The sequence below is a fragment of the Erwinia sp. AK-PDG3-5 genome (genome assembly GCF_056821705.1).
On sequence record NZ_CM165967.1, the window covers coordinates 3950907 to 3963030 of the forward strand.

11 protein-coding genes are annotated in these 12124 nt (G+C 55.2%); 4 read left to right on the forward strand and 7 right to left on the reverse strand.

Annotated features, from left to right (window positions below):
* Positions 1-100: 100 nt before the first annotated feature.
* Positions 101-802: a tRNA/rRNA methyltransferase gene (locus tag AC1UKS_RS18410; RefSeq protein ID WP_482434750.1), complete on the reverse strand. Its 702-nt coding sequence runs from the start codon at positions 800-802 to the stop codon at positions 101-103.
* A gap of 601 nt (positions 803-1403) precedes the next feature.
* On the opposite strand from AC1UKS_RS18410, the gene arcA reads away from it, so the two are divergent.
* On the forward strand, positions 1404-2120 hold the full coding sequence (gene arcA / locus AC1UKS_RS18415; protein WP_013200694.1) for a two-component system response regulator ArcA: 717 nt from the start codon (positions 1404-1406) through the stop codon (positions 2118-2120).
* A gap of 58 nt (positions 2121-2178) precedes the next feature.
* Here arcA and creA read toward each other — a convergent pair whose 3' ends face one another.
* Positions 2179-2649 (reverse strand): protein CreA, encoded by a 471-nt coding sequence (creA, locus tag AC1UKS_RS18420; RefSeq protein ID WP_105760763.1) that lies wholly within the window; start codon positions 2647-2649, stop codon positions 2179-2181.
* Positions 2650-2841: 192 nt separating this feature from the next.
* Here creA and robA point away from each other — a divergent pair, with 192 nt between their 5' ends.
* Positions 2842-3732: an MDR efflux pump AcrAB transcriptional activator RobA gene (robA, locus tag AC1UKS_RS18425; protein ID WP_265908887.1), complete on the forward strand. Its 891-nt coding sequence runs from the start codon at positions 2842-2844 to the stop codon at positions 3730-3732.
* A gap of 82 nt (positions 3733-3814) precedes the next feature.
* On the opposite strand, the gene gpmB is transcribed toward robA, so the two are convergent.
* Positions 3815-4462: a 2,3-diphosphoglycerate-dependent phosphoglycerate mutase GpmB gene (gene gpmB / locus AC1UKS_RS18430; protein WP_265908888.1), complete on the reverse strand. Its 648-nt coding sequence runs from the start codon at positions 4460-4462 to the stop codon at positions 3815-3817.
* Positions 4463-4512: 50 nt separating this feature from the next.
* Here gpmB and yjjX point away from each other — a divergent pair, with 50 nt between their 5' ends.
* The gene (gene yjjX / locus AC1UKS_RS18435) at positions 4513-5064 is read left to right on the forward strand and encodes an inosine/xanthosine triphosphatase (RefSeq protein WP_013200690.1); all 552 of its coding nucleotides are present in this window, start codon (positions 4513-4515) and stop codon (positions 5062-5064) included.
* Here yjjX and trpR read toward each other — a convergent pair.
* Entirely contained in the window at positions 5050-5379 is a 330-nt protein-coding gene (gene trpR / locus AC1UKS_RS18440) for a trp operon repressor (protein WP_265908890.1), read from the reverse strand. The two genes, yjjX and trpR, sit on opposite strands and share 15 nt — an antisense overlap.
* Before the next feature lie 53 nt (positions 5380-5432).
* Complete coding sequence (gene sltY, locus AC1UKS_RS18445; protein ID WP_482434751.1) at positions 5433-7355, reverse strand: murein transglycosylase; 1923 nt, start codon at positions 7353-7355, stop codon at positions 5433-5435.
* 278 nt (positions 7356-7633) lie between these two features.
* Between sltY and licT the strand changes: the two genes are divergently transcribed.
* Positions 7634-8497, forward strand: coding sequence for a BglG family transcription antiterminator LicT (licT, locus tag AC1UKS_RS18450; protein WP_482434752.1), 864 nt, complete (start codon positions 7634-7636; stop codon positions 8495-8497).
* Positions 8498-8525: 28 nt separating this feature from the next.
* On the opposite strand, the gene AC1UKS_RS18455 is transcribed toward licT, so the two are convergent.
* Entirely contained in the window at positions 8526-9920 is a 1395-nt protein-coding gene (locus tag AC1UKS_RS18455; RefSeq protein WP_482434753.1) for a glycoside hydrolase family 1 protein, read from the reverse strand.
* A 13-nt stretch (positions 9921-9933) separates the two neighbouring features.
* A complete protein-coding gene (bglF, locus tag AC1UKS_RS18460) occupies positions 9934-11781 on the reverse strand; it encodes a PTS beta-glucoside transporter subunit IIABC (RefSeq protein ID WP_482434754.1) in 1848 nt (615 codons plus the stop codon).
* Positions 11782-12124: the final 343 nt, after the last annotated feature.

Consider the following 12124-nt stretch of genomic DNA (forward strand, 5'->3'; position numbering starts at 1 on the left):
GACCGACAGCGCAGCGGATAAGCCTTGGGGCATTTCCCGGAAAAACAGATCCATTCTGTTAGCTGTCGAAACAATGCCAGTAATACCCACTGCCATTGCTTTATTCGCCAGTTTTTTTATCTATAAGTTTTTTTTCTACATCATGCAGCAGACGATGCAGCATGGCGTTGTCGCGCTGTTCCAACAGGCCAAGTCGCTGGGCCAGCCAGTCCACCAGTTTGCTGTCCTCGCTGACTTCCAGGCTCACCAACAGCCGATCGAGACGCTGACGCAATGCCCCCAGCTGCTGGGCATCCGCTGGCGCTTCTTTTACGGCACTCACCTGCCGTAGTGCGGAAAGCTGATAGCAATAGACCATGACTGCCTGTCCCAAATTCAGGGAAGGATAGTCGGCAGCCATCGGGATCCCGGTCAGCACATCCACCAACGCCAGCTCCTCATTGGTCAGCCCGGTATCTTCACGGCCAAACACCAGCGCGGCACTTTGCACCCACTGCTGCTTCTCTTCTAACAGGCTCTGCACCTGCTGAGGCGTGGCGTAATAGCGGAATTTTGCCCGACTGCGCGCGGTGGTGGCGATGCTGAAGTCGATGTCCGCCAGTGCGGCGTCCAGCGAATCCCAGTGGGTGGCGTTGTCGAGGATTTCCCCGGCACCATGCGCAACCCAGCGGGCGGCGGGTTCAAGGTGCGCCTGACTGTTGACGATCCGCAGCTCATCAAATCCCATGGTTTTCATGGCGCGGGCGGCGGCGCCGACATTTTCTGGTCTGCGTGGTGAGACAAGGATCAGGGGAAAACGCATAACTGCCTTAATAATGGTTGGCCGGGCGGTAAACAAATTACAGCCAGCTTGTAAAAAAATTCGCTCACCAGTAACAAATAAACAACATTACCGGTGCATACTCTATTCAGTCATAAACAAATTATATGACGACTTCAGGCTAAATACCCTAATAAAAACAATTATCAGTACATAAAACCATAGGGTTCAATCAATTACCAAATGTTAAATCCGATCCAAACTCCTTTCGCCGCCGGGTGCTAACTTGTCGGCGAAAAGCACATAAATGTGAGCTAAGCTGGCATTCTTGGAAGAGTTTTTCACAAACTTGTTAACGTGCTACAATTGGTTTGATATAAGTCAACTTAGCGTTGTTTATTACATTTCGGTCAGGTCTTGTACTGTTATATTGCTGTTAATGCGGATAAGATGTACACCCATTTTTAAGCGTACCAGGACAGGATGCACCTTGTCTTCCCGGGAAGCACGGCCTGGTCGTTAATGGCTCAAGAACATATTCTGTACAGTTGACGTTTTGCGCCGGATGACTCATCTGCTTTGTCTGGTCCTGTTAACTGTATGCCCTGTTTTAACTTTGTTGGCAATTTTAGGTAGCGAACACATGCAGACCCCGCACATACTTATCGTTGAAGACGAATTAGTGACTCGTAATACTCTCAAAAGTATTTTTGAGGCCGAAGGCTACATGGTTTATGAAGCTACGGATGGTGCTGAAATGCACCATATATTGACCGAGAACGACATCAACCTGGTGATCATGGATATTAACCTGCCAGGGAAAAACGGTCTGCTGTTGGCCCGCGAACTCCGCGAACAGGCTAACGTAGCCCTGATGTTCCTGACCGGTCGCGACAACGAAGTCGACAAAATTCTCGGCCTGGAAATTGGCGCAGATGATTACATCACTAAACCGTTTAACCCGCGTGAGCTGACCATCCGCGCACGTAACCTGCTTTCCCGCACCATGAATCTGGCGCCGCACAGTGAAGAGCGCAAGCTGGTTGAGAGCTACAAGTTTAACGGTTGGGAGCTGGACATCAACAGCCGTTCCCTGATCAGCCCACAGGGCGAGCAGTACAAGCTGCCGCGCAGTGAGTTCCGCGCGATGCTGCATTTCTGCGAGAACCCAGGCAAAATCCAGACCCGTGCCGATCTGCTGAAAAAGATGACTGGCCGTGAGCTGAAACCACACGATCGTACCGTTGATGTGACCATCCGCCGTATTCGTAAACACTTCGAATCCACGCCGGATACCCCAGAAATCATCGCGACCATCCACGGTGAAGGTTACCGTTTCTGTGGCGATCTGCAGGACTGACTCCTGCGGGTGCAAAAAAATTAAGGGCCGGTAATCCGGCCCTTTTCTATGCAGCAGACTATTTCCACGGCATAATAGGCACTGCGCTCAGGGCGTTTTTAGGCGAACCATCCACAACTTTATCGGAATAGCTCAGATAGATCAGTGCATTACGCTTCTGATCGTAAAACCGTACCACCTGAAGCTTTTTAAACACCAGTGAAGTCCGCTTTTGGAACACGACCTCGCCTTCCGCTTTGCCCTTGGCAATTTTATCGCTAAGTTCAACCGGACCAACCTGCTGACAGGAGATGGCCGCGTCTGAGGTATCCTCAGCGAGCCCAAGCCCACCCTTGATGCCGCCGGTTTTGGCGCGACTGATATAACAAGTTACATTTTTTACATCCGGATCGTCGAAGGCTTCAACCACTATCTTATGGTCTGGGCCAAACACCTTAAACACCGTGTCCACTGATCCCACCTGCTCAGCATGAGCAGTTAACGATGTAAAAATTACCGACGTGACTATTAACAATTTTCTCATTGTCATAACGTTACCATTGCTTAGAAAATAGATGACATTGTAAGGTAAACTTCTTCAGGCACTTGCCGCATGGTAACACCTCCCCGTTGTTTGAGGCGCATCAGCACAGGGTATTTGTCTTCTTGCAGACTGAATGCGTAACAGAAGCCAGTAGTGGAACTTTTCCCTGCACTAATTTTAACCAGGTAAGGATGATTTATGGATCAAGCCGGTATCATTCGCGATTTGCTTGTCTGGCTTGAAAGCCACCTTGATCAGCCGCTGTCCTTGGACAACGTGGCGACCAAGGCCGGTTATTCAAAATGGCACTTGCAAAGAATGTTTAAGGAAGTCACCGGACACGCGATTGGCGCTTACATCCGCGCACGCCGTCTGTCTAAGGCCGCAGTAGCGCTTCGCCTGACCAGCCGTCCGATTCTGGACATTGCCCTGCAGTATCGTTTTGATTCGCAACAGACGTTTACCCGGGCATTTAAAAAGCAGTTCAACCAGACCCCCGCGTACTATCGCCGCTCGTCTGACTGGAACTCGTTTGGCTTACGTCCGCCGATCCGCCTGGGTGATTTCAACGTTCCCGAGCCTGCCTGGATCAATCTGCCGGAAACGGTGTTGGTTGGGCAAACGCAAAGCTACACCTGCACGCTGGAGCAGATCTCCAGTGCGCGGAGTGAGATGCGGTTGCACTTTTGGCGTCAGTTCCTGGCCGAAACGGATATGGTGCCGCCAGTACTGTATGGCCTGCATCAGTCGCGCCCAAGCATGGAAAAGGATGATGAGCAGGAGATCCTGTACACCACCGCCGTGCCGTCTGACAAGCTGTCGCAGCCGTTGCAGTCCACGCAGACCGTGATGTTAGAAGGTGGCGAATACGTGCAGTTTACGTACGAGGGCCCGCACAGCGAGTTCCAGGACTTTATCCTGCTGGTGTACGGCACCTGTATGCCGATGCTGAAGCTGACCCGCCGCCATGGCCAGGATATCGAGCGCTTCTACACCCACGGTGGCAAGAAACGCGCCGAGCCGCCGACGGAGATCCGTTGTGAATATCTGATCCCCATCCGTGCGCCGGCAGACTCAGCAACCGCGTAACGACAGGGTCACTGAGCACGACATTACCCGGCTCTTAGCGTGAAGGGGCGAAACACATCGCCCCTGCTTCAGCTTCCGATGATTAGCGCTGCAGCTCATCAAGCGCAGGCTGATCGAGATGGGCAACATCTCCGGCCGTTTCCACGACCCAACCCGCTGCCAGCCAGGCACTCTGCTGATGATCAACGCGTGAAATCGAGCAGTTGCGTAAGCGCAGACGACGTTCGGCATGCGCCGGCAGGCCCAATAAGGTACTGACCAGCACGCCCAGCGCCATACCGTGGCTGACGATCAGCGGACGGCTTCCTGCAGGCAGATCCAGACAGGCGTTCAGCGCGTTATGCATCCGCTCTGCCATCTCCGTCATCGACTCACCGCCCGGAATCCGGCCGTTTTCAGTGCCGTCGACCAGCGTTTTCCGCCAGCTCTCCTGCTCGGCGGTCAGTTCATCCAGCGGCTGCTCTTCCAGCACGCCCATGTTCAGCTCACGCAAGCGTGGGTCGAGGGTGACGTTGCAGCCACAGGCATCCGCAATGATCTCCGCCGTGCGTTTGGTTCGCCCCAAATCGCTGGAGATTACATGGGTGATGCCAAGATGTTTTACGCGCTCCCCAACCTGCTGAGCCTGCTGCTCTCCTTTCTCCGTCAGCGCGCTGTCTGACTGTCCCTGAATGCGGCGGGCGGCATTCCAAAGCGTTTCTCCGTGGCGAACAAGATAGACCTGTAACATGCGATTTTCCGTTATACTGCGACAAATTTGCCTAAAGGGTTCAAACAATTATGTACCATGTTGTCGCTGCCACCATCAATCCAGCCAAAATTAAGGCAATTTCTCAGGCATTCAGCGATGTGTTCGGTGAAGGATCCTGCCATATTGAGGGTGTCGAGGTCGACAGCGGCGTGGCCGCACAGCCAATAACAAATCACGAAACGAGAACTGGCGCACGCCAACGGGTGATGAATGCCCGCCAGGTTCGTCCGGAAGCGGATTTCTGGGTGGCGATTGAAGCCGGGATCGAAGAAGAGAGCGCCTTCGCCTGGATGGTGGTGGAAAACCACAAACTGCGCGGCGAATCGCGATCGGCCAGCTTTACGCTGCCGGCCATCGTGATGAAAGGGATCCACGAAGGCCGTGAACTGGGTGAAGAGATGTCCCGCCTCACCGGCATTGATAACATCAAGCAAAAAGGCGGTGCCATCGGCGCCTTTACCGCCGGCCTGCTGTCACGCACCAGCGTCTACCATCAGGCGCTGATTCTGGCGCTCTGCCCGTTCCATAATGATATCTATCAGATGAAACCGGGCGAATCCGACGGATCAGATCTTATCTGAGCCGGTCAGCAGTTGCGCCTCCAGCCAGGCTTTCAGCGCTGGCGGCGCACTTTTCAGGCTATTCGACCCACGGGTAATGGTCGCAATTCCCACCCCTAAATCGTTTTTCAATTCACGCTGGCTCAATTCGCCCCGCATCAATTCTTCAATAATCCGCAGTCGCGTTCCTAATGCTTCGCGCTCATCGGGCGTCATCATCAGTTGCAGCAGCGGCAGATGTAATCCATTGCCAAAGGCACGTTGCAGCAGCGTCACAAAACGCTGCCACTCTTCGTTATGCGGTTCCATGGTAACGGGAATGGAAGATTCGCTCATGTGTGGCCCATACTATTAAACTAGTACAGAAGCATAGCACAGGCCTGACGCGATCAGTAGCGCCGTTGCCACTCGTTATCCGCCAGAATTTTGTCTGACTTATCCATGAAATGGCGATAATAAGCATCGTACGCCAGCACGTTTTTCACATAACCGCGCGTTTCCGAGAACGGGATGGTTTCGATAAAGGCCACCGGATCCAGCTTGCCCGCGCTGTTACCCAGCCAGGTTTTCACCCGTGATGGGCCAGCGTTGTAGGCAGCAGACGAGAAGATGCGGTTCTGACCAAACTGCTGATAGACCGATTCCAGATACTGCGTGCCGATCTGAATATTGGTTTCCGGATCCAACAGCTGACTGCTATTGCTGTAGCCCGGCAGGCTGTAAACCTTCACCGTATGCTGCGCGGTAGCCGGCATCACCTGCATCAGACCAGACGCCCCCACCGGCGAACGCGCTTTCGGGTTCCAGGCGCTCTCCTGACGGGCGATGGCCATCGCATAACTAATCGGAATCGCCTTGCCGTTGGCGTAGCGCTGGAACTGATCCTGATAGGCCAGCGGGAAGCGTTCCTGCAGGCTGTTCCACAATTTGCCGGTAATGGTTGCCTGCACGCTCAGCACCCACCAGTTTTGCTGGTAGGCATACTGAGCCAGCTGCTGCTGCTGGCCGCTGTTTTTACTGGAAACCAGGTAGCTCCATTCGGTGCGGGCAAGGTTATCCATTCCCCAGTACATCAGCTCACGCACGCGGGCAATCTCGGCGCCCTGCGTCAGGCTGCTGTCCTGAGGCGGCGCCTTGTCGATCTGCATTTTGTACGCTTCGCCGAGCTTCTGCGCAGCCACCATCGGATAGAAACCGCGTTCCTGCATCAGTCCATGGAGGATTTTCTCGGCTTCCTCTTTCCGGCCCTGCTCTAACAGCAGGTCGGCCTGCCAGTATTGCCACTCATCTTTCTGTTTGGCTTCAACCGGCAGGCGGGCTATCCAGGTATTCAGACCGCGACGATCGTTATTGCCGAGCGACATCCTGACCCGGCGCTCAATCAGTGACGTGGAGTCGCTGCGCATCACCACATCATCACGCCAGCGGGCCTGTTCAGAGGTGATATCGTTGCCCATCAGACGCCAGGCGACCGCCTCTTTCAGATCCTGCGCTTCCCGATCGCTCATCTTCTGCGCGGTCATCAGCGACGGGATCATCGCCCGGGCATTTTCCGCGTCTTCACGCGCCACGCGAGCAAACGCCAGCGAGGTCGCCTGACGGGTGAAATCGGTTGGGCCCACGGCGCGGGCAAAGGTCACCACCGTTTGGGGATTGTTCTGCAGATCCATTACCGCGTTGGCCATGGTCTGATAATCTTCCGGCAGCTGTTTCGCGAGGAAATTGACCAGGTTGGTATTGCCTTCCTTCATCGCCAGACGCATACGCTCAAGGGTGGTGATAGGCGTTTGCTGACCAGCAGCCTGCCAGACGCTGAACAGCTTATCGCAGGTGGCTGGCAGAGACGTGCCGCGCAGCCAGATGGCTTTCGCGCCATCCCAGGCGACCTGCTGCTGCCCGGTCGCCCATTTAGCGTAATACCAGTTACAGCGCGCGGACACCGGCTTCGGCTCTTCCGGACTGAACACCAGCAAACCGCGCCAGTCTTCACGACGGGCCAGTTCGTTAACAAAGCGGGAAGGTAAGGAGCGTACCGGCGGTAAGGTCGGATACTGCTTAATAAAGGCATTCACCGCCAGCCCGGTTTCCTGATCCAGGTGCTGAGCCAGCTCACGGTATTCAAGATAAGGATAAAGAGGATAGTCACGTAACGTGGGCATCAGCTGCGCCACCGTATCCATTTGATTGCTGTCCCACGCCTGCTTAATCTGCAAATAACGACCGCGCTGCGCATCCAGCGAATCGGCGTGTGCCATTCCTGTAACTACCGTTAAACAGGCGCCTGCTATCCACAACTGCCACTTGTCCGCCATGACTTTCCCCACGTTAACGCCTCTCTTTATCCTGAACTCACGTTACAACTTCCTTCATGCTAACCAGGCTTACGCACTACTGCACTGATATGCACAAATATTTACTAAACTTTGGTCAGTTTTTTAGCGGATATGCATCACATTTCACCGATCAAGTGATTGCGGTATCCGCACCCGCCGTTAATCATGGCGCATGATTGTTACTGTGCATGACACAGGCAAAACCTGGCACACCGTTCTCCCGGTGGGTCAGGTTTTTTTATTTTCAGGGCGGATAAATGAAGATCGCAAAAATCCTTAATAATAATGTGGCGATTATCCTGGCGGACAACGGCCACGAACAGGTGGTGATGGGACGCGGTTTAGCCTTTCAAAAACGCGTCGGCGATGAGCTGGATGCAGGCCTGATTGAAAAAGTGTTCGCGCTGCAAAGCGATGCGCTGACCGCCCGTCTGAGCGAACTGCTGTCGGAAATCCCGCTGGAGGTGATCACCACCACCGAGCTGATTATCGCCGAAGCCCGTCGCGAGCTGGGCACGCCCTTACATGAGAGCCTGTCGATTGCCCTCAGCGATCACTGCCACTTTGCGCTGGAGCGGCACCGGCAAAACCTGCCGATCCGCAATGTGCTGAAGTGGGAAATCAAAACGCTGTATCCTAAAGAGTTCGCGCTGGGCCTGAACGCCCTTGAGCTGATTGAAAAACGGCTGGGGGTAACGCTACCGGAGGATGAAGCCGGGTTTATTGCCCTGCATCTGGTCAACGCCCAGCTGGGCAGCGATATGTCCGATGTGTCGCATATCACCCAGTTTATGCAGGAGATCCTGCATATCGTGAAGTACCGCCTCCAGCTGGATTACCGCCTCGACAGCCTGAGCTATAACCGCTTTGTAAACCATCTGAAGTTCTTCGCCCAGCGCATGCTCGGCAAACGCGGCGTGTGGAGTGACGATGAGTCGCTGCATGATGTGGTGCGCGATAAATATCCGCTCTCCTACCAGTGCGCGCAAAAAATTGACCAGCATATTCAGCAAAAACATCACTACACGCTCTCCTGTGAAGAACGCATGTTTCTGACCATCCATATTGAGCGGGTGCGGAAGGAAACGCTGGCGTTAGCGGAGGACGCGGACGAGGCGTAACGCCGGGCGCGAAACGCCCGGCGAGCGGTTATTTCAGTGACTCACCGTGGCTGCGGATCACCTGCTGATACCAGTAAAAGCTCTGCTTACGGGACCTGGCCAGCGTTCCTTTCCCCTGGTCATCACGATCGACATAGATAAAGCCGTAGCGTTTGGAGAACTCCGCTTTCGAGGCGCTGACCAGGTCAATCGGCCCCCAGCAGGTATAGCCCATCACTTCCACACCATCTTCAATTGCTTCGCGCACCTGCACTAAATGATCGTTCAGATACTGAATGCGGTAATCATCCTGGATGCTGCCGTCGGCTTCGACCTTATCTTTCGCGCCCAGACCGTTTTCAACAATAAACAGCGGCTTCTGGTAACGGTCATACAGCATATTCATCAGAATGCGCAGGCCTTCCGGATCGATCTGCCAGCCCCAGTCGGAACTGGCAAGGTACGGGTTCGGCACCATTGAGAGAATATTGCCGCGCGCTTTCTGATTCTCTTCTTCATTGGTGGTGACGCAGCCGGTCATATAGTAGCTGAAGGAGATGTAATCGATGGTGTGTTGCAGGTCCTGCTTATCCTGCTCGCTCACCTCCAGCGTGATATTACGGTCGGCAAAGAAACGGCGCATATAGGCCGGATAATAGCCGCGCACCTGCACATCACCAAAGAACAGCCATTCGCGGTTCTGCTGCAGGGTTTCCATCACGTCTGCCGGGCGACAGCTCAGTGGGTAAAGTAATCCGCCCAGCAGCATATTGCCGATCTGCCCGTCCTTGACGATCTGATGGCACGCCTTCACCGCGCGGGCGCTGGCCACCAGCTGATGATGGATCGCCTGATAAATTTCCGCCTCGCTGCTCTCTTCCGCCAGACCGACGCCGGTGTAGGGCGCGTGAAGCGACATATTGATTTCATTGAAGGTCAGCCAGTGCTTCACCTTGTGCTGATAACGGCTGAACACCGCACGGGCATAACGCTCGAAACAATCGATGGTGGTCCGGCTTCCCCAGCCACCGTATTGCTCGACCAATCCCACCGGCATTTCATAATGAGACAGGGTCACCAGCGGCGTAATCTGGTATTTGGCCATCTCGTCGAACAGGCGATCGTAAAACGCCAGCCCTTCTTCATTCGGCGACGCTTCATCGCCCTGCGGGAAGATGCGCGTCCAGGCAATCGAGGTGCGCAGCACGGTGAAGCCCATCTCGGCGAACAGCTTGATGTCTTCCGGGAAACGATGGTAGAAGTCGATCGCCACGTCCTTGATGCCAGCATCCCCCGGCACGCGTTCCACCCGCCCGCCAAAAATGCCATTGGGTTGCAGATCGGAGGTCGACAGCCCTTTGCCGCCCTGCTGATACGCCCCTTCAACCTGATTGGCCGCGACCGCGCCGCCCCATAAGAAATTATCCGGAAAACGTGTGTTCATGGTGAATCTCCTGTTAGTTCAATACGGTCAGTAACGGCGCACCTGCAGATACCGCGCCGTCGCTGAGGATAAGTACGTCGATGTAGTCATCGCTGTTGCTAACCAGCACCGGCGTGGTCAGGTCGTAGCCCGCCGCTTTGATCGCCTCTAAATCAAATTCCATCAGCAGATCGCCGACCTTCACAGGCTGGTCGTTGCTGACGCGCGGGAAGAAAAACTGTCCGTCGAGTTTGACGGTATCCAGCCCAACGTGGATCAGCACTTCGGCCCCGTCGTCGGAGGTCAGCCCAACCGCGTGGCCGGTGCGGAACATCGATGACACGATGCCGTTCACCGGCGACAGCACGCGCCCCTGCTGTGGAACAATCGCCACCCCTTTGCCCAACAGCCCGCTGGCAAAGGTGGCGTCCTGAACCTGCTCCAGCGGCAGCGTTTCACCGCTGATCGGGCTGACTACCGCTTGCCTGCGCGAGGAGGCTTTCTCAACCGGCGGCTCAACGGGCACCTCAACCGGCGCGGCAGATAAGCCGAAACCCCAGGTGGTTACGGCGGCAAAAATCAGCGCCACCGCAGAGCCAACAAAGGCGGCCCACACGCTGGCGTCAATGCCGGTGGGCGGCACGATTTGCAGGAAGGTGAAGATGCTGGCAAAGCCGAAGGAGTAGATGGTGGTATGGAAATAGCCGAGGATGGCGGCGCCCAGTGCCCCGCCGATACAGCCAAAGATAAACGGACGGCGATGCGGCAGGGTTACGCCATACACCGCCGGTTCGGTGATACCGAAAATGCTGGCGGTGAAGGCAGATCCGGCAATCGCTTTCAGCTTCAGATCGCGGCTTTTCAGCATCACGCCGAGGGTAGCGCCGGCCTGTCCCATCACCGCAGGCAGCAGCAGTGGCACCAGCGTGTCCTGGCCGAAGGTGGCAAGATTGTTCAGCATCACCGGAACCAGTCCCCAGTGCAGGCCGAAAATCACGCAAATCTGCCAGATAGCGCCCATAAACGCGCCAGCCACCGTCGGGCTGAGGCTGTAAATCCAGACATAGCCTTCCGCCAGACAGCGGCTCAGCCAGGTGGCAGCGGGGCCGATGATCAGGAAGGTCAGCGGCACCGCCAACAACAGGCAAATCAGCGGGGTGGTAAAGTTGCGCACCGCAGACGGCGATCGCGGATGCACTACCCGCTCAATCAGGCTGGCAACCCAGGCGGCAAAAATAATCGGGATTACCGAGTAGCTGTAATTGAGGATCTCAAGCGGGATGCCGAAGAAGTTAAGCGACTGCCCCAGCTTCTGGCTTTCCACCACCGCCATGATTTGCGGATGCACCAGCGCGGCGGCGATGGCCATGCTGATAAACGGATTGCCGCCAAATTTTTTCCCGGCGCTGAAGCCGAGCAGGATAGGCAGGAAGAAGAAAAGGCCATCGCTGGCGACAAACAGCACCTTGTAACTGCCGCTCTCCTGATGCAACACGCCCAACACCAGCATCAGCGCCAGCAGCCCCTTGATGATCCCCGACGCAATCATCACGCCGATAAACGGGGTAAAAATGCCGGACACTAAGTCGATAAAGCGCGCGAACAGGTTCTCTTTGCTGGCGTCCGCAGCTTCTGACGGCCCGTTCTCGGTACCTAACAGGCGATAGACCTCGCCGACATTATTGCCAATCACCACCTGATACTGGCCGCCGCTCTCGACCACCATAATCACCCCAGGGTTCAGCTTCAGGGCCGCCGTATTGGCCTTGCGGCTGTCTTTCAGCTTGAAACGCAGGCGGGTCGCACAATGCATGACGCTGTAAATATTGCTCTTGCCACCGACACCGTCGATGATTTCATCTGCCAGCTGCTGGTATTGCATACCCTGTCTCCTGAACGCGCCTGTGAAAAATGAGCAAAAAAAAACCTCAGGCACGGCGTCTTGGGGAAGACGCCGTGCCTGAGGTTTTGCCTGTAAACAGTAACAATCCTGTGGCCGCTATCAATCTCATTTCAGCGGCAAACAGGCAAGATTTTTAACCGGTTTCAGTGGCGAACTGTGAGGCGAGTCAAATTTCGCCGGCCTGTGCGGGGGTTAAACGGCGCGATTGAGCGGGAAAATGTGGGCAGCCTGCCGCCGGCATTGCGAGGCTAATCATCGGCTTGTGGCGTTATTCTTATTAGCGGGCTAAAACGATGATAATAATAATTATTATGCTATTATC

Bases quoted from the DNA above. Each gene is read 5' to 3' on its own strand.
- yjjX (WP_013200690.1), top strand. From the start codon at position 4,513: ATGTACCATGTTGTCGCTGCCACCATCAATCCAGCCAAAATTAAGGCA.
- sltY (WP_482434751.1), bottom strand. From the start codon at position 7,355: ATGGCGGACAAGTGGCAGTTGTGGATAGCAGGCGCCTGTTTAACGGTA.
- AC1UKS_RS18410 (WP_482434750.1), bottom strand. From the start codon at position 802: ATGCGTTTTCCCCTGATCCTTGTCTCACCACGCAGACCAGAAAATGTC.
- creA (WP_105760763.1), bottom strand. From the start codon at position 2,649: ATGACAATGAGAAAATTGTTAATAGTCACGTCGGTAATTTTTACATCG.
- robA (WP_265908887.1), top strand. From the start codon at position 2,842: ATGGATCAAGCCGGTATCATTCGCGATTTGCTTGTCTGGCTTGAAAGC.
- trpR (WP_265908890.1), bottom strand. From the start codon at position 5,379: ATGAGCGAATCTTCCATTCCCGTTACCATGGAACCGCATAACGAAGAG.
- arcA (WP_013200694.1), top strand. From the start codon at position 1,404: ATGCAGACCCCGCACATACTTATCGTTGAAGACGAATTAGTGACTCGT.
- bglF (WP_482434754.1), bottom strand. From the start codon at position 11,781: ATGCAATACCAGCAGCTGGCAGATGAAATCATCGACGGTGTCGGTGGC.
- gpmB (WP_265908888.1), bottom strand. From the start codon at position 4,462: ATGTTACAGGTCTATCTTGTTCGCCACGGAGAAACGCTTTGGAATGCC.
- licT (WP_482434752.1), top strand. From the start codon at position 7,634: ATGAAGATCGCAAAAATCCTTAATAATAATGTGGCGATTATCCTGGCG.
- AC1UKS_RS18455 (WP_482434753.1), bottom strand. From the start codon at position 9,920: ATGAACACACGTTTTCCGGATAATTTCTTATGGGGCGGCGCGGTCGCG.